This window comes from Borreliella garinii (genome assembly GCF_001922545.1).
Taxonomy (GTDB): Bacteria; Spirochaetota; Spirochaetia; order Borreliales; family Borreliaceae; genus Borreliella; species Borreliella garinii.
Genome location: NZ_CP018744.1, coordinates 259963 through 276917 on the forward strand (window position 1 = coordinate 259963; position 16955 = coordinate 276917).

At 30.2% G+C, this 16955-nt stretch carries 13 protein-coding genes and 5 tRNA genes; 4 read left to right on the forward strand and 14 right to left on the reverse strand.

The genetic code is table 11. The features are described 5' to 3' along the window. Nucleotides 1-13: 13 nt before the first annotated feature. Both BLA33_RS01175 and rpsD read left to right on the forward strand, forming a co-directional pair. A tRNA-Met gene (locus BLA33_RS01175) sits at nucleotides 14-86 on the forward strand. A 28-nt stretch (nucleotides 87-114) separates the two neighbouring features. After that, nucleotides 115-741 carry a 30S ribosomal protein S4 gene (rpsD, locus tag BLA33_RS01180; RefSeq protein ID WP_011193922.1) on the forward strand — a complete coding sequence of 209 codons (627 nt, stop codon included), beginning with the start codon at nucleotides 115-117 and terminating at the stop codon, nucleotides 739-741. Between the two features lie 61 nt (nucleotides 742-802). Here rpsD and BLA33_RS05750 read toward each other — a convergent pair whose 3' ends face one another. The 13 genes from BLA33_RS05750 to BLA33_RS01240 all read right to left on the reverse strand — a co-directional run bounded on the left by BLA33_RS05750 (nucleotide 803) and on the right by BLA33_RS01240 (nucleotide 12445). Continuing rightward, entirely contained in the window at nucleotides 803-955 is a 153-nt protein-coding gene (locus tag BLA33_RS05750; RefSeq protein WP_004791410.1) for a hypothetical protein, read from the reverse strand. 33 nt (nucleotides 956-988) lie between these two features. Continuing rightward, complete coding sequence (gene lon / locus BLA33_RS01185; RefSeq protein ID WP_029346403.1) at nucleotides 989-3379, reverse strand: endopeptidase La; 2391 nt, start codon at nucleotides 3377-3379, stop codon at nucleotides 989-991. Then, on the reverse strand, nucleotides 3366-4655 hold the full coding sequence (clpX, locus tag BLA33_RS01190) for an ATP-dependent protease ATP-binding subunit ClpX (protein WP_075226575.1): 1290 nt from the start codon (nucleotides 4653-4655) through the stop codon (nucleotides 3366-3368). The genes lon and clpX overlap by 14 nt, the downstream gene beginning before the upstream one ends. 23 nt (nucleotides 4656-4678) lie before the next feature. Further along, entirely contained in the window at nucleotides 4679-5263 is a 585-nt protein-coding gene (clpP, locus tag BLA33_RS01195; RefSeq protein WP_014653791.1) for an ATP-dependent Clp endopeptidase proteolytic subunit ClpP, read from the reverse strand. Nucleotides 5264-5277: 14 nt separating this feature from the next. Next, complete coding sequence (tig, locus tag BLA33_RS01200) at nucleotides 5278-6636, reverse strand: trigger factor (protein ID WP_029346402.1); 1359 nt, start codon at nucleotides 6634-6636, stop codon at nucleotides 5278-5280. Nucleotides 6637-6676: 40 nt separating this feature from the next. Further along, a tRNA-Gly gene (locus tag BLA33_RS01205) sits at nucleotides 6677-6748 on the reverse strand. Between the two features lie 5 nt (nucleotides 6749-6753). Then, nucleotides 6754-6834, reverse strand: a tRNA-Leu gene (locus tag BLA33_RS01210). A gap of 79 nt (nucleotides 6835-6913) precedes the next feature. After that, nucleotides 6914-6987: transfer RNA gene (locus BLA33_RS01215), tRNA-Arg, on the reverse strand. 24 nt (nucleotides 6988-7011) lie between these two features. Further along, nucleotides 7012-7084 (reverse strand) — tRNA-His (locus tag BLA33_RS01220). 123 nt (nucleotides 7085-7207) lie between these two features. After that, on the reverse strand, nucleotides 7208-8638 hold the full coding sequence (gene pepD / locus BLA33_RS01225) for a beta-Ala-His dipeptidase (RefSeq protein WP_029346401.1): 1431 nt from the start codon (nucleotides 8636-8638) through the stop codon (nucleotides 7208-7210). Between the two features lie 114 nt (nucleotides 8639-8752). Then, the gene (locus BLA33_RS01230) at nucleotides 8753-10732 is read right to left on the reverse strand and encodes an ATP-dependent helicase (protein ID WP_088123885.1); all 1980 of its coding nucleotides are present in this window, start codon (nucleotides 10730-10732) and stop codon (nucleotides 8753-8755) included. Then, entirely contained in the window at nucleotides 10732-11223 is a 492-nt protein-coding gene (gene cheD / locus BLA33_RS01235; protein WP_029346400.1) for a chemoreceptor glutamine deamidase CheD, read from the reverse strand. The genes BLA33_RS01230 and cheD overlap by 1 nt, the downstream gene beginning before the upstream one ends. Nucleotides 11224-11239: 16 nt before the next feature. Further along, a complete protein-coding gene (locus BLA33_RS01240; RefSeq protein WP_032985894.1) occupies nucleotides 11240-12445 on the reverse strand; it encodes a D-alanyl-D-alanine carboxypeptidase family protein in 1206 nt (401 codons plus the stop codon). A 71-nt stretch (nucleotides 12446-12516) separates the two neighbouring features. Between BLA33_RS01240 and BLA33_RS01245 the strand changes: the two genes are divergently transcribed. After that, nucleotides 12517-14019: a lactate permease LctP family transporter gene (locus BLA33_RS01245; RefSeq protein ID WP_029346399.1), complete on the forward strand. Its 1503-nt coding sequence runs from the start codon at nucleotides 12517-12519 to the stop codon at nucleotides 14017-14019. Between the two features lie 246 nt (nucleotides 14020-14265). After that, entirely contained in the window at nucleotides 14266-16131 is a 1866-nt protein-coding gene (locus tag BLA33_RS01250; protein WP_029346398.1) for an integrin-binding adhesin P66 family protein, read from the forward strand. Nucleotides 16132-16190: 59 nt separating this feature from the next. Here the strand turns inward: BLA33_RS01250 and BLA33_RS01255 are convergent, their stop codons facing one another. After that, a complete protein-coding gene (locus BLA33_RS01255) occupies nucleotides 16191-16943 on the reverse strand; it encodes a J domain-containing protein (RefSeq protein WP_029346397.1) in 753 nt (250 codons plus the stop codon). Nucleotides 16944-16955: the final 12 nt, after the last annotated feature.

Genomic DNA, 16955 nt, shown 5'->3' on the forward strand with positions numbered 1-16955 from the left:
TTAAACTGTAAGACGCAGGGTAGAGCAGTTGGTAGCTCGTCGGGCTCATAACCCGAAGGTCATAGGTTCGAGTCCTATCCCTGCTATGCTTTATTTTTAATATGTGAGGAATTGATGAATAGAAAACAAATAGCTAAAGGTAAGCTGGTAAGGAGATTCGGTATTAACATTTTTGAGCAGCCAAAATATGACAAAATCCTTAAAAAAAAGCCACATCCTCCCGGAATGCATGGAAAAGCCAGAAAAGCTAAAATTACAGAGTATGGAAAACAATTAATAGAAAAGCAAAAGATAAAGTTTACTTATGGCGTAAGTGAAAGACAGTTAACCAATACTTTTAAAGAAGCTAAAAAACACCACGGTGTTACTGGAGACAACTTGCTCTCAATACTTGAGAGAAGAATTGACAATATTGTATATAGAGCTGGATTTGCCATCTCAAGAGCACACGCAAGGCAAATAGTTTCTCACGGTATTATTATATTAAATGGAAGAAGAGTCACAATCCCTTCAATAATACTAAGAGCAAATGATCAAATTCAAATAAAAGAAAAAGACAGTCTAAAAAAACTAATAAGATCAAATATAGAAAAAACTTCGTCTCTTAGAAATTTACCAACTTGGATAGAAGTAAACGCCGATGATTTAAACATAAAAGTAAAGCATGCTCCATCAAGAGATGAGATACCAACACTTGCTAATGAGCAAATGGTTGTAGAGTATTATTCTAAGAGAGCATAACATATCTTTTTTATTTCTGTATTATTAAAAGAACAAAAAGTGGCTAATTAAAGCCACTTTTTTATTTACCCTTTTTCTTACCCTTTGAAAAATTTTTTCCCAAATTATTTTTAACAAAACAAGAAAAATCATTATTCTTTCTCAAGTTTTTAGCATAAGGCTGAGCACTAAAAGACGTCCTACTGCTTGAGGGCCTTCTAACTCCATCTTTCATATATCTACTCCTAAAATATAAATATATAAACTTTTAAATAATATTCAAATAATCAAAAACTTCTTCCAAGCTAGAGACAAACTTAACATCTATATTATCCTTAACTTCTTCTGGAAGCTTAAAATAATCTTTTTTATTATCTTTAGGTAAAATAACTTTGTTTATACCATTTCTATAGGCTGCTAAAACTTTTTCTTTAATACCACCCACGGGAAGAACAAAACCTTTTAAAGTCACCTCACCAGTCATTGCAAGATCCAAGGGGACCTTCTTGTCAGACAGTATTGAAGCAATTGCTGTTGCAATGGTAATACCTGCAGAAGGTCCATCTTTTGGCGTTGCCCCTTCTGGAAAATGTAAATGAATTTCGGGACTTTCTTTTATGTCAAAATTAAGCTTAGAAGAATAGGTCTTAACTATAGAATATGCAAGCTGTGCACTCTCTTTCATAATAGCCCCAAGACTTCCTGTTAGAATAATGTCTCCTGTTTTCTCAAACTTAGTTGCCTCAACAGGAAGAACTGCGCCACCATAATTTGTCCAAGCAAGTCCATAAACAAATCCAGAAGAGTCAATCTTAATTAAATCCAAGTTATACTCAGTATCAACATAATTACAATAATTATTAATATTTATTATTTTATAAATACCTGGAATATCAGGATCATGAGTAAAAAGTGAATTGTTTCCATGTATTAAAGAACTTGGTGAATAAAAATTGCCTTTGATGATTTGATCTTTAGAATACTCATAAAGCAATTCCCTTACAAGTTTTCTAATTAAATTAGTTAAAACTCTCTTTAGTCCCCTTACGCCAGATTCCATAGTATAGTTTCTAATTAAATTAAAAATAACCTCATCTTCTATTCTTATATAAACTTTGTCTAAAAAACTCTCTTTAATTATACTTGGAATCAAAAAAATCTTAGCAATCTCTAACTTTTCAATATAAGAATAACCCTCAACTTTAATTATTTCCATTCTATCAAGAAGTGGCTTTGACATACCATTAAGAGAATTGGCTGTTGTAACAAATAAAACATTAGAAAGATCATAAGGAATTTCTAAATAATGATCTATAAATTTGTAATTTTGCTCGGGATCTAAAACTTCTAAAAGGGCAGATTCGGGATTTCCTTTATAACTATTATTAATTTTATCTATTTCATCGAGAAGAATAACAGGATTAGATTTGCCTGCTCTTTTCATTGCACTAATAAAAACACCTGGAAGAGAACCAACATAGGTTCTTCTGTGTCCCCTGATTTCTGCCTCATCTCTTAAGCCACCAAGAGATATTTTAACAAATTCTCTAGACAACGATCTTGCAACAGATTCTACAAGAGATGTTTTGCCAATACCGGGAGGCCCTACAAGGCATAAAATAGGAGCTTTAACCTTAGAATTAATTTGATAAACAGCTAAAAAATTTATTATCTTTTCTTTTGCTTCATCCATACCATAATGAGAATTTCTTAAGATAAACTCAATCTCGCTTAAATGATTTTTCATAACAGTATTTTCATTCCAAGGAAGATCTAATATTAATTCTATATAACTTCTAATAATATTAGCATCGGGAGAATTCATCTGCATTTTAGATAATCTAGAAATTTCTTTTTCAATCTTAGATTTAACATCTTCTGGAATATCTTTGGAATTTAACCTGTCAATATAATCGTTCTCATCTTTACCTAATCTTTTTTGTATCTCTTTAACTTGCTCAGAAAGAAAATAATCTCTTTGTCCTTTATCCAACTTAGCTCTAACTTTAGAATTAATATCTTTTTTAAGATCTAAAAGGTCAATTTCAATGTTTAAATTAACAATTAACTTTTCTATTCTGGTTTTAACATTTAACTCTTGCAAAAGCTCTAATTTTATACTATTTTCTAAGTTTGAATTAGAAGCTATAATATCAACAAGCTTGCTTGGATTTTCAAAATAATTAATTGGCTCATTATCACTATCATAAGATTTTAAAGATAAAGAATTTCTATAAACTTCGTAAGTTTCTTTTAAAAATTTAGAATAAGTAAAAAGCTCTCTGTTTAATCCACTAGCATCAGGAACAAAAGTAACTTTAGCTCTTAAATAATCATTTTTTTTTGAAACACTGCCTATAAGAACTCTGCTTTGACACTCAACCAAAACCTTTACTACGTCTTTACTGACCTTTATAACCTGGATAAGTTTAGAATAAGTGCCTACAGAACATAGGTTTTTAACCCCCCCTTTACCAGATTCGTCATGATTAGATTCATTTGGATACGCAAAAAGAATCAATCTTTCCTCTAACATGGATTGGGCTATGGAATTAATTACATATTCATTATCAAAGGTTACCCACAATGTAATATTGGGGAAAAGAACATTTTCTTTTAAAATAACAATTGGAAGATCTTCTTTTCTACTTTTTATCATATTTAAGATTGATTTCATATAACTCTTTTGTCCAAGGCTTTTTAATTGCGTTTCCCACCAAAATTAATGGATTAATATCTGTATTTAAAACAGATTCTTTTGTAACAATAACCTTCTTAGTCTTGCTAATCGAAGGAACCTCAAACATAACATCTTTAAGAAGACCCTCTAAAATAGATCTAAGACCTCTTGCCCCAGTATTTTTTAGAATAGCTTCATCTACAATTGATTCCAAAGCATCTTTTTCAAATACCAATTCAACATTATCCATTTTAAACATATAATAATACTGTTTAATAATGGAATTTTGAGGATCAACTAATATTTTCATCAAATCTTCTTTATTTAACTTTTCAAGATACGAATGTACAGGAAGTCTACCAACAAACTCTGGTATCAAGCCAAATTTAATCAAATCTTCCATTTCTAAATACTTTAATGAAGTGTCCTCTATATTCTTTTTTTCAATTGCTGAAAACCCAATAGAACTTTTGTTTATTCGATTCTTAACAATATTTTCAAGCCCAACAAAAGCGCCACCACATATAAAGAGTATATTTTGAGTATTAATTTCAATAGTATCCTCATAAGGATGCTTTCTACCACCTCTTGGAGGAACATTAGCAATAGTACCCTCAATGATCTTTAACAAAGCCTGCTGAACCCCTTCTCCAGAAACATCTCTTGTTATTGAAACGTTTTCATTTTTTTTAGCAATTTTATCTATTTCGTCTATATAAATAATCCCTTTCTCAGCTAGACTAACATCCCCATGAGCAGCATGTATTAATTTAAGCAAAATATTTTCTACATCTTCACCAACATATCCAGCTTCTGTTAAAGTCGTAGCATCTGCTATTGCAAATGGCACATTCATCTCTGCAGCCAACGTTTTTGCAAGCAAAGTTTTACCACTGCCTGTAGGCCCAACCAAAAGTATGTTGGATTTTTCAATTTCAATGCCATTATCATATTTATTATTTTTCAATATTCTCTTATAATGGTTGTAAACAGCCACAGACAAAACTTTTTTTGCATCTTCTTGTCCAACAACATGCATGTCTAAATGATCTTTAAGTTGTTTGGGGGTTGGCAAACCATTGGATTTAGAATCTAGCGGCTTGCTCAACTTTTCTTTAAAAAGATTGTGACATATTTTAGAACATTCGGGGCAAATCGCTACTCCATTAGATATAACAACATTGCCCCCAAGCTCAGCAACGCTAAGTCCACAAAAAGAACATTCTTTTACTTTTTGACCTTTTACTCTTGCCATAAAAATTTTTACCAAAAATAAAACTACTCCCTCACTAAGATACTATCAATAAGACCATATTTAAGAGCATCGTTTGAAGTCATAAAATAATCTCTTTCCATATCAAGAGCCAGTTTTTCCTTATCAACCCCTATCTGATTAGACATAATATCTATTATTAACTTTTTAAGTCTTAAAATTTCATTAGCTTGTATATTAATATCACTAGCCTGACCACTTATTCCTCCCCAAGGCTGATGAATCATTATTCTAGAATAAGCCAGAGATTCTCTTTTACCCCTGGCGCCACCAGCAAGCAAAAAAGCTCCCATTGAAGCGGCTTGACCAATACAAATTGTCCTTACATCAGGTTTTATATACTGCATAGTATCATAAATCGCAAGACCTGCAGTAATACTGCCTCCTGGAGAATTCAAATAGAGATAAATATCTTTATTTGAATCTTCTGATTCTAAAAACAAAAGTTGAGCAATAACGGTGTCTGCCTTAGGATCATTAATCTCACCACTCAAAAATATTATACGCTCTCTAAGCAATCTTGAATATATATCAAATACTCTCTCATAATTTCCCGTATGCTCTATCACAGTGGGTATTAAATTATGCATAAATTCCATTTTTCTTACTCACAAATTTTATAATTAACAAAATCTTTAAAAGAAACTTGCTTGCCTTTTACCTCTTTAAGATTTGCTAAAATTCTTTTCTTAACTCTTTTCCTTTTGATATCATCCTTTAAATAAGAAATCAAATTTTGATCTTCATAAAATTTCTTAATCTCCTCGCAACTCACACCTGAATTCTCAGACTGTCTAGCTATTTCATCCTCAAGATCACTCTCAGTAACTTCAATTGGATCTAAATCCACCATTTTCTGAATTATCAACTTAGATTTCAAATTGCTAAGAATTTCATCTTTCAAATTGACACCACCAACATATCCCGAAGAATAAAAAATATTTTTAAACTCATCAAGCCCCATCTTATTTTGTTTTGCAGCATCCTTAAAAGCAATTTCAATTTCTGCCTCAATCATTGAATGCGGAATATCTATTTCTAATTTTTCAGAAATAGTAGAAAAAAATTTATTTAGCTTTAAAGTTTCTTTTTTTTCTTCAATAACGTTTAAAATATCAGATCTTACAAAATTTTTAAGATCATCCAACGTATTATATCTGTCGCTAATATCTTGTGCAAATTCATCATCTATTAAGGGAAGATCTCTTTTTTTAATACTTTTGATTTTAATCTTTAATTTTCTTGAAGAGCCCGCAAGTTCTTCAAATTTGTAATCCGTAATGTAATATTTTTCTAAAACTTTCTCCTCATTTATCCTCATACCAATTACATCTCTGTCAAAATCATAATAGGTCTCAGACTTTCCAACTGTAAAAACAAAATCTTGTCTTTTGGTTGATAATATCTCATTTAAAAGATCATCAAGTTCAACAAAATCCACTTTAACAATGCTATCTTTCTTAACAACCCCTTCCTCATCTTCAATAATAATTGAATTTTCTATTTGAAGACGCCTAATCTCATTATCAATATCAGAATCATCAATAAAAACTTCAGGAACCTCTATTTCAATATCAATACTATCAACACTTGGAATTTCAAATTCAGGATAAGTCTCATATACAAAAGTAAATTCAAAATCTTTATCAAGATCTAATCTTAAATCTTTTTCCTTTATAGTAGGAGCAGCATAACTCAAAGGTCTTTTAGGTTCTTCTTTGAAGAATTCTTTAAAAGAATCATTAATCACTTCTTCTAAAACAGTAGCTCTCAACCCCTCAGAATATTTATTCTCAATAATATTAATAGGGACTTTTCCAATTCTAAAACCCTGAATCTTAAGTCGGGAAGAATAATCTTGCAACAACGACTTATATTTTTCCTGAATAACATTTTTTGAAACTCTAATTACAACCTCAACTTTTGAACCTGGAAGAAGTTTAATATCTTTACTCAAAATCACTGCTAATGCCTCAATTAAACTTTATTGATAATTATTTAAAAGCGAAAGACGGGATTTGAACCCGCGACTTCCACCTTGGCAAGGTGACACTCTACCCCTGAGTTACTTTCGCACTTTTACAGAAGGTGGGAGTCGAACCCACACGCCAAAAGCACTAGATCCTAAGTCTAGCGTGTCTGCCAATTCCACCACTCCTGCATACTTCATACTCAAACTAGTATACAAAAACTTAAAAGCTTTTGCAAGTATGCCTAATCCAAGAAATAAATAATATTTTCGCACTCAGCAGGACTCGAACCTGCAACCTTTGGATTCGAAGTCCACTGCTCTATCCAATTGAGCTATGAATGCAGCTAAAAAGAAAATCAAATACAGGGTGATTGACGGGGCTTGAACCCGCGACATTCGGAACCACAACCCGACGCTCTACCAGCTGAGCTACAACCACCAATAACTATGATTACTATAATATTTTATAAATATTTAATTTCTAAGTCAACAAAAGATAAGGATAATAAAAACTATAGGGCCTTTATTAAAAAAATAATATTAAAACATTAAACTTTTAAAACTAAAATTTTTGAAATCTTTCTAAACTTTTTTTTAAAAAATCATAAACTCTAATAGTTGAAGAAATATTTACTCTTTCTCTAGTAGTATGAGGCGATTCAATCCAAGGTCCAAGGGTAACGGATTCTATGCCCCCCAACCTAGAAGATATTATACCTGTCTCAAGCCCCGCATGTATTAAAGAAATATTAGCATCTTCAAGATACATTTCTTTATACACCTCTTTAAGATGTTTTAAAAGATTATTATTCTTATCAGACTTCCAAGAAGGATAGTCATAAATTACACGCAAATTAGCTCCCGATAAACCGACTATTGATTGTAAATGATTAAAAACATACTCTTTATCTGAATCAAATAAAGATCTTATTAAAAAAGTAAAAATATAGTCGTCTTTAATTTTGAAAAGACTTGAAAAATTTAAAGAAGTTTTGATGAGCTTATTTTCATAATTTTCTACTTTTTGAACTCCATGCAAAAATCCCATTCCCATATTTAAAAGCTTGCTTTTGCTATTTTCATCAAGAACTTTAACTGATGAAAATTCTCTTTTATTAACAACAATGTCAAATTCATCCTCAAGGGAATATACACTTTTAACTTTAAATACGAAAAGTTTAAGTTCTTTACTTAATAAATCATAATCACTATCATTAATAAAGATTAAAGCCTTGGCTTCATTTGGAATCGCATTACTGCTGTCTCCACCAAAAATACTTTCAATCTCAAAATCAATATTTGCTTTAATTTCGAAAAGAGCAAAAAACATTAATTTTAAAGAATTTGCCAAATCTAAATGAATATCTGCCCCAGAATGGCCGCCTTTAAGCCCTTTAAGCAAAATTTCTACTTTTGTTTTTTTTGTTGCAAGGCTATACTGAGGAGAAAAAACAATCTCAACAAGTCTTGATCCCGCACAACCAACTAAAAAATAACCCTCTTCCTCGCCATCAAGATTAATAAGGCTTTTGCCACTGCATAGCTTAGAATCAAGACTAAGAGCACCTATTAGGCCTATTTCTTCATCAACGGTAAAAAGAAGTTCTAAATCAGGATGAGAGAAGCTATTGGCCTCACTCATAATGCTCAGCATCATAGCTACTCCAATCCCATTATCAGCTCCAAGGGTAGTCCCCACTCCTTTTAGATACCCATCCTCTTCAACAATTTCAATTGGATCTGTTTCAAAATTATGCAAACTAGATTCATTTTTTTCACAAACCATATCAACATGAGATTGTAAAATGATAGGATGCATATTAATATTACTATTGGATTTTATCTGCACCACAAGATTTCCAACACTATCTTCTTTAAAAGAATAACCAAATTTTTTGGATCTCTCCTTAATAAAATTAATGATTCCTTTAACATTTTTTGAACATCTTGGAATTTTTGATATCTCTTTAAAAGAATCAATTACAATACTCATAATAACTTTCCTTTAATTATGTGATTATATTAAATCCATAAAAATACCTAGACTTAATTATAATTAATAATGTAATATACTAAATCAATATTAAAATTCATTCAATAATGCTAATCAAGCTTTATTTTCAATAAAATCTGCATAATAGTTAAAATTTAAAAATTCTTTAGGAATTTCTGAAATAAATCTTGAAGGCAGCTGATCAAAAATTTGCCTATCTTTTTTTCGCTTATTGGCCATAGTAATAATAAGAGAATCTTTTGCACGAGTTAATGCAACATAAAAAACTCGTCTTTCCTCCTCTAAACCAATCTCGCTCTCTTCAATTATTCTATGATGCGGAATAATATTGTCTTCAACAGCAATAAAAAATACATAATCAAATTCTAAACCTTTAGCAGAATGCACTGTCATTAAATTAATATTAATATTTTCAGATTCCTCACTAACTTCATTAGATTGAAGAACTATATAGTTTAAAAAACTGCTTAAATCTCTCAATTCGCCAAATTGCTTGGATTCCCAATTTTTAATTATACTTAAAAACCCTTCTATATTTTGATATTTATACTCAGCCACTTTAATTGAATTGGGATTTTCATTAACCAGAAATCCCCAATATTCAATGCTTTCTATCATTTCTTTGATTATATTAGAATAAGTGTTTTTTGTTATACTAAATTTATATTGATACTCTTCAATAAAAGACACAAAATCTTCTATACTTTCAATGACCTGCTTATTTAAAGCTTTATTGTAAGTAGAAGTGTTTGTAAAAGAAAAAACAATATCACAAAGAGCATCATAAATACAACAACCTTTCTTATCTGCTATATCTCTAATTTTTTTCAAATATTCCTTGCCAATTCCCCTTCTTGGAACATTTATGATTCTAAGCAAATCATAATCACTTTTAGGATTTATTATTACATTTAAATAAGAAATAATATCCTTTATTTCTTTTCTCTGGAAAAAAGATGTTCCCCCTGAAACCTTATATTTTATGCCCTGTCTTTTAAAAATCATCTCAACGTTTCTAAAAAGGGCATTAGTTCGCATAAGAACTCCTATTTTTTTAGATTTAAAACCGTCTATCCTTGAAAGCTCTATTATTTGACTTGCAACAAACTCAGATTCTTGAATCTCATCCTCAAACACAAAAACATCTATAACTTTGCTACACATCTTTGAAGACCATAAGGTCTTTTCCTTTCGATTTTTATTATTTAAAATCACAGAATTGGCAACATCTAAAATATTTTTTGCAGAACGATAATTTTGTTCAAGCTTTATTTCTTTAGCGCTGTAATCTTTTTCAAATTGCAACATATTGTTATAGCTAGCCCCACGCCAAGAATATATCGATTGATCATCATCCCCAACGCAACATAAATTACTATGATTTATTAAAAGTCGAATAAAATTATATTGAAGCAAAGAAGTATCTTGAAACTCATCAATCAAAACATACCTATATCTTTTAGAATATTTACTTCTAATGTCAGAATTATTACTTAACAATTCTTTTGGCTTTAAAATTAAATCGTCAAAATCAAAAGAATTGTAAAGCCTTAATCGCTCTTCATAAAGTTTAAAAATATTTATATCTTCTTCCTTTAAATCATTAAGGGTTAGGATACCATTTTTTAAAAGTGAAATAGCATTGCTAAGCGAATTTAAAGAAACTTTTTTATTTAAAAGACCTTCATCAAGTAAAATCTCTTTAAGAAGAGAAATTCTATCATTATCATCATAAATGCTAAAGTTTTTTTTATATCCTAACAATTTATAATTTTCTTTTAAAAAGAAAAGTCCAAAAGCATGAAAAGTTGAGACCATAAGATTGCTAAGAGGACTTTTTAAAATTTTTTTAATTCTATCTTTCATTTCACTAGCCGCCTTATTAGTAAAAGTTAAGGCTAAAATTTCCTTCTGAGCGATGCCTTTTCGAAGCAAATAGGCTATTCTATGAGTAACAACCCTTGTTTTTCCACTGCCAGCACCAGCAATAATTAAAAGAGCACCCTCAATAGTGGTAACCGCTTCATATTGAAATTGATTGAGAGAATTTTTAAAAAAATCATCAGGCAAGATTAAAAAACCTTTGTTCCATCTGGATATTCCACAATAACCTTAAAGTTTTCAGGAAAAGCAAAAATCTTTCGTGACTTAGATTGATCAAAATCTTTAGCTAAGATTGGAATACAATACTTATTTAATGTATTAACAGCAAACTCTGAATTTTCAAGTCCCACTTTAACAGATCCTTTTGCCATAAAATTAGTTCCTCCAAAAAGCTTAGCCTTAAGATTACTTTTACTAGCCCCATTCTCTAACATTGCATTTATTAACATGGGAATAGCATAAATCCCATACCTTCCTCTCTGATCAGGAGATATATCAAGATCTGACCTAACTAGAACATAATGATTCATTCCAATTAAATTGTTTGATTCATCCCAAAGCACAACAGCAACACAAGAACCAAGAATTGTAGAAATAACTCTTTTATTTGAAACAAAAGCTTCACCAGGAACTATTATTGTAACATCTCGTTTCAATTTAAAATTAAAATGATTTAACATAAAACTTAATACTCTCTTAAAAAAAATTTATAAAACTTTTATAAAGACCTTGCCAAAACCCTAATTTATTTACTTTATTACTAAATAAAGCAACATCCCCTACTTTTTCATTTTCTAAAAAAATCATAGCCCTCCCAACAGGCATATCCCCACTAAGGGGAGCAACCAACTTATCAACAGTATAACTTATCTTAAGTTTATCAAATTCATCTTTTGTTAAAACATAATAAAAAGGCTCTTTAGAAAAAAGAGCAACTGTATCTACTGTACCATTATAGACTTTTTCTTTTAATTTTACTATTAAAGGGAATTTGGAGTATTCATTAAATCCGTACTCAAATAAATCTTTTGCAATCAAAGCTCTCATCTTCTCTCCAAACATATTAATTCCTTTCTCAACCCCCAATACAACTGCTATTAATCTTCTTCCATCCTTTTGAGCAGTAGCAACAAGATTTAAGCCTGATTCCTTAATATATCCCGTTTTAAGACCATCTGAATAAGGATAATCAGATATTAATAAATTAGCATTTTTTTGTTTTAAGTTTAAAAACTTTGATGATAAAGTAGTTCCTAAATTTTTACTCTTTGGATAAACAAAATACTTTAAAGAATGGATATTAAGCATAAATTTGAACTTTTCAATATAAGATTTTACAAAAAAAGCCATATCTAGTGCTGTAATTTTATTCTCATTGCTATATCCAGAAGGTTCAACAAAATGCATATTTAAAAGTCCTAAATTTAAAACATTAATATTCATCAAATTAACAAAACTATTTAAATCGCCTACTACAAACTCAGCAATTGCAATAGAAGCATCATTGCCCGACGAAACTGAAAGCCCCTTTAAAATCTCTTCAAAATTAACAATTTGACCTTTTTCTAAAAACATTAAAGAAGAATTTAAAGGCGCATTATAATATGAAGCAGAATCACTAATAGGAACTATGCTTTTTAACTTTATATTTCGCTTTTCGGCTTCAATTAAAGCCGTATAAATTGTAACAATCTTTGTAAGCGATGCAGGAGGAAAAACCAAATTGGGATTCTTAGAATAAAGTATCCGCTTAGTATCAAAATCCATCAAAACTATTGATTTTGCATGCTTTGATAATTCATTAATCTCAGCTAGATTAACTGCAAAAAGATCATCAAAAAGCAGGAAAAAAATTAAAAATAAAGTTAATAGCAATTTTTTAATAACACATATACTATTCATGTTGTAATATTAAAATTATATATTATTTATTGATTGTTAATCATAGTATAATTAACAAGGAGTCATTTTTTATGAATTCTTATGATTTTATAATAGCTTTGGTGCCAATAATCCTAATAATTATTGGACTTGGCATAATAAAAAAGCCTGCTTATTATGTAATACCTGCATCATTAATCACCACTGTTACTATAGTTATTTTTTATAAAAACTTAGGAATAGTAAACACAAGTCTTGCAATGTTTGAAGGTGCCTTAATGGGGATATGGCCAATAGCAACCGTAATTATTGCTGCCATATTTACATACAAAATGTCAGAAGATCAAAAAGACATAGAAACTATTAAAAATATATTGTCAAACGTATCTTCTGATAAAAGAATTATAGTTTTGTTAGTAGCATGGGGATTTGGGAATTTTTTAGAAGGAGTTGCTGGATATGGAACTGCCGTTGCAATCCCTGTGTCAATATTAATAGCAATGGGATTTGAACCATTTTTTGCCTGCTTAATCTGCTTAATAATGAATACCTCATCAACCGCTTATGGATCTGTGGGAATCCCTATAATATCTTTAGCCCAGGCAACCAACTTAGATGTTAACACTCTTTCATCTGAGATTGCATTACAACTAATACTTCCAACCTTAACAATACCTTTTGTATTGGTAATTCTTGCAGGAGGAGGCATTAAAGGATTAAAAGGGGTATTTGTTCTTACCCTACTCTCAGGAATGTCAATGGCAATATCTCAAGTATTAATATCAAGAACTTTGGGTCCAGAACTTCCTGCAATACTTGGAAGCATACTTTCTATGACAATAACAATAGTTTATGCAAAGTTTTTTGAAAATAAAGACACAAAAAGCCATCAAAACAAAAGCACAATACCCTTATCAAAAGGAATTATTGCTTGCTCACCATACATTTTAATAGTAGTATTTATAGTGCTTGTATCTCCTCTTTTTAGCAAAATTCACGAATACCTAAAAACTTTTCAAAGTACTATTAGCATTTATCCAGAAGCAAATCCCCTACACTTTAAATGGATTACCTCTCCGGGCTTCTTGATTATACTTGCAACAATAATATCTTACTCAATAAGAGGAGTTCCAATATTAAAACAACTAAAAATATTTACACTAACCTTGAAAAAGATGGCATTATCTTCATTTATAATCATATGCATTGTTGCAATATCAAGATTAATGACACACAGTGGGATGATAAGAGATCTTGCTAATGGAATCTCAATAATAACAGGTAAATTTGGCCCATTATTTAGTCCACTAATTGGAACTATTGGAACATTTTTAACAGGGAGTGATACAGTTTCGAATGTTCTTTTTGGACCTTTGCAAACACAAATGGCAGAAAATATTGGAATAAATCCTTACTGGCTTGCAGCAGCAAACACAACAGGAGCAACTGGGGGAAAAATGATTTCTCCCCAAAACATCACAATAGCAACAACAACTGCTGGATTAATTGGACAAGAAGGCAAGCTTTTATCAAAAACAATACCTTACGCTTTATACTACATTCTAGCAACAGGATTGCTAGTTTATTTATTATAAATTAATCATTTAAAATAAATAAGATTAATTTATAATAAAATTAATCTTATTTATAGATTTGAATAATATAAAAATCATAAAATAATAATATGATCTTGAATTTTTACCCAATATTTTAATATTATATACATGTTATATATATATTATTATATGCATAATAGCATGTATATAATATATTTTATTAATACGTTTAATAAATAACTAGAACTAATAAAAAGTTTATAGTTACAACAGGAAGGTATAATTATGAAAAATCATATTTTATATAAATTAATTATATTTTTAACTACATCTGTAGCAATATTTGCAGCAGCAGATAAATTAAAGGAAGAAGATATATTTAAAATAAATCCATGGATACCTACATTTGGAATTGAAAACACAAGTGAGTTCAGACTTGATATGGATGAGCTTGTTCCTGGATTTGAAAACAAAAGCAAAATTACTATTAAACTTAAACCATTTGAAGTTAATCCCGAATTAGGCAAAGACGATCCATTCTCAGCTTACATTAAGATGGAAGATCTTGCATTAAAAGCGGAAGGTAAAAAAGGCGATCCATTTAAAATTGACGTAGGAGACATAACAGCTCAAATTAATATATACGATTTTTTTATTAAGATAAGCACTATGACAGATTTTGACTTTAATAAAGAATCTTTATTTAGTTTTGCGCCCATGACCGGATTCAAAAGCACTTACTACGGATTTCCAAGCAAAGACAGAATAGTAAGAGGAACAATTCTTGCAAGAGGTGCTTCTAAAAACATAGGAACAATTCAAATGGGATACAAGCTCCCACAAATAGACCTTACATTTGCAATAGGGGGAACAGGCACAGGTAACAGAAATCAAGAGAATGACAAAGACACTCCATACAATAAAACCTATAAAGGAATACTTTATGGGGTTCAAGCAACATGGAAGCCAATAAAAAATCTACTTGATAAAAACGAAGATAATCGATCTGTAATTGCAGAAACACCTTTTGAATTAAATTTTGGCTTATCAGGAGCTTATGGAAATGAAACATTCAATAATTCATCAATAACATACTCTTTAAAAGATAAATCTGTAGTTGGTAACGATTTATTGAGTCCAACTTTATCAAATTCTGCAATTTTAGCATCTTTTGGAGCTCAATATAAGCTTGGATTAACAAAAATCAACAATAAAAATACCTATCTTATTTTACAAATGGGTACCGATTTTGGAATAGATCCTTTTGCAAGCGATTTTTCTGTATTTGGACACATCTCAAAAGCAGCAAATTCTAAAAAAGGAATATCTACAGATCCTATTAAAAAAGCCGAAGATATATTTGATCCAAATGGCAATGTTCTTAATTTCAGTAAAAATACAGAGCTGGGCATTGCATTTTCAACAGGAGCAAGCATAGGGCTTCTCTGGAATAAAGACGACGGTGAAAAAGAATCTTGGAAGGTTAAGGGAGCTGATTCCTACAGTACAAGACTATTTGGAGAACAAGACAAAAAATCTGGAGTTGCATTAGGAATAAGTTATGGACAAAATCTTTATAGATCCAAAGATACAGAAAAAAGATTAAAAACCATATCCGAAAATGCATTTCAAAGCTTAAATGTTGAAATCTCAAGCTATGAAGACAACAAAAAAGGACTTATGAATGGACTAGGATGGATAACATCTATCGGTCTTTATGATATTTTAAGACAAAAATCTGTAGAAAACTATCCCACAGCAATAAACTCAGCTGCTGATGCAAAGAATCAAGCCGGACAAAGTTCAGGAAGCACACAAGCTACAACCCCTAATCTAACATTTGAAGACGCAATGAAACTCGGTATAGCTTTATATCTTGATTATGCAATTCCAATAGAATCCATTTCAACAGAAGCATATGTAGTACCTTATATTGGGACATACCTTTTAGGGCCTTCTAATAAAATCTCAAGCGATGCTACAAAAATTTATTTAAAGACAGGACTTAGTCTTGAAAAACTAATAAGATTTACAACAATTTCTCTTGGCTGGGATTCAAATAACATTATAGAACTTGCTAATAAAAACAAAAATAATGCTGCCATTGGTAGTGCTTTCTTGCAATTCAAAATAGCCTACAGTGGAAGCTAAAAGCAAAAGAAGGGCTTTGGGTCCTTCTTTTTTTATCTTTAAAAACAAATTAATATTAATTACTTTATATTTCTTTCTTTGCAAATCTTTTCATAAGCATCTTGAATTTTAATAAATTTATCATTTGCGTCTTTTTGCCTTACAGGATCATTTGCAAACTTATCAGGATGATATTTTATAACAAGACTTTTATAAGCCTTTTTAATCTCATCATCACTAGCACTATAGACTAACCCCAAAACACTATAGGGATTTACAATTTTAATATTAATATCTTTATAAGCTTCATAACCATCAGATTCAAGTTCAAGAAAAACGCCAACATAAGAAATAAATTTTTCAGCTTCTAAGTTTTTATACCTCGAAAGCCTGTTAATTTCTTTAAGAGAGGCAAAAAGCCATATAAAAAGATCTTTATGTTGAAAATAACCAAGCTTAAGGGTATATAAAATTTTATCCGCATTATTATTCTTAGTAATAGCAGAATGAAAGATGGTATACAATTCTGATTTACCACGTTCAGATAAATTCAAAGAATTAATAATGAAATTAACGTAACTTAGCTGTTCTCCAGTTACAGTTCCTAAAATGGATAGTAATTTAGACATTAATAAAAAAGAAAGTTTATAAAATTCAAACTCTCTAGATCTAGAATATGAATAATCTCTTGTAAAGTATATTCTAAAAACACCCAAAAAACTAAACAATATCAAAATAAAAGGAAATAATATAAAAAGCATTCCTATTAAAATGGGATTAAAAATGAAAATAAGTAGCAACACTAAAAAAAACGTTCTAATTAAGCTTGGCATTTATTGATCATA

Excerpts from the sequence above, each read along its gene's own strand:
- rpsD (WP_011193922.1), top strand. The coding sequence starts at position 115 with ATGAATAGAAAACAAATAGCTAAAGGTAAGCTGGTAAGGAGATTCGGT.
- BLA33_RS05750 (WP_004791410.1), bottom strand. The coding sequence starts at position 955 with ATGAAAGATGGAGTTAGAAGGCCCTCAAGCAGTAGGACGTCTTTTAGT.
- lon (WP_029346403.1), bottom strand. The coding sequence starts at position 3,379 with ATGATAAAAAGTAGAAAAGAAGATCTTCCAATTGTTATTTTAAAAGAA.
- clpX (WP_075226575.1), bottom strand. The coding sequence starts at position 4,655 with ATGGCAAGAGTAAAAGGTCAAAAAGTAAAAGAATGTTCTTTTTGTGGA.
- clpP (WP_014653791.1), bottom strand. The coding sequence starts at position 5,263 with ATGCATAATTTAATACCCACTGTGATAGAGCATACGGGAAATTATGAG.
- pepD (WP_029346401.1), bottom strand. The coding sequence starts at position 8,638 with ATGAGTATTGTAATTGATTCTTTTAAAGAGATATCAAAAATTCCAAGA.
- cheD (WP_029346400.1), bottom strand. The coding sequence starts at position 11,223 with ATGTTAAATCATTTTAATTTTAAATTGAAACGAGATGTTACAATAATA.
- BLA33_RS01240 (WP_032985894.1), bottom strand. The coding sequence starts at position 12,445 with ATGAATAGTATATGTGTTATTAAAAAATTGCTATTAACTTTATTTTTA.
- BLA33_RS01245 (WP_029346399.1), top strand. The coding sequence starts at position 12,517 with ATGAATTCTTATGATTTTATAATAGCTTTGGTGCCAATAATCCTAATA.
- BLA33_RS01250 (WP_029346398.1), top strand. The coding sequence starts at position 14,266 with ATGAAAAATCATATTTTATATAAATTAATTATATTTTTAACTACATCT.
- BLA33_RS01255 (WP_029346397.1), bottom strand. The coding sequence starts at position 16,943 with ATGCCAAGCTTAATTAGAACGTTTTTTTTAGTGTTGCTACTTATTTTC.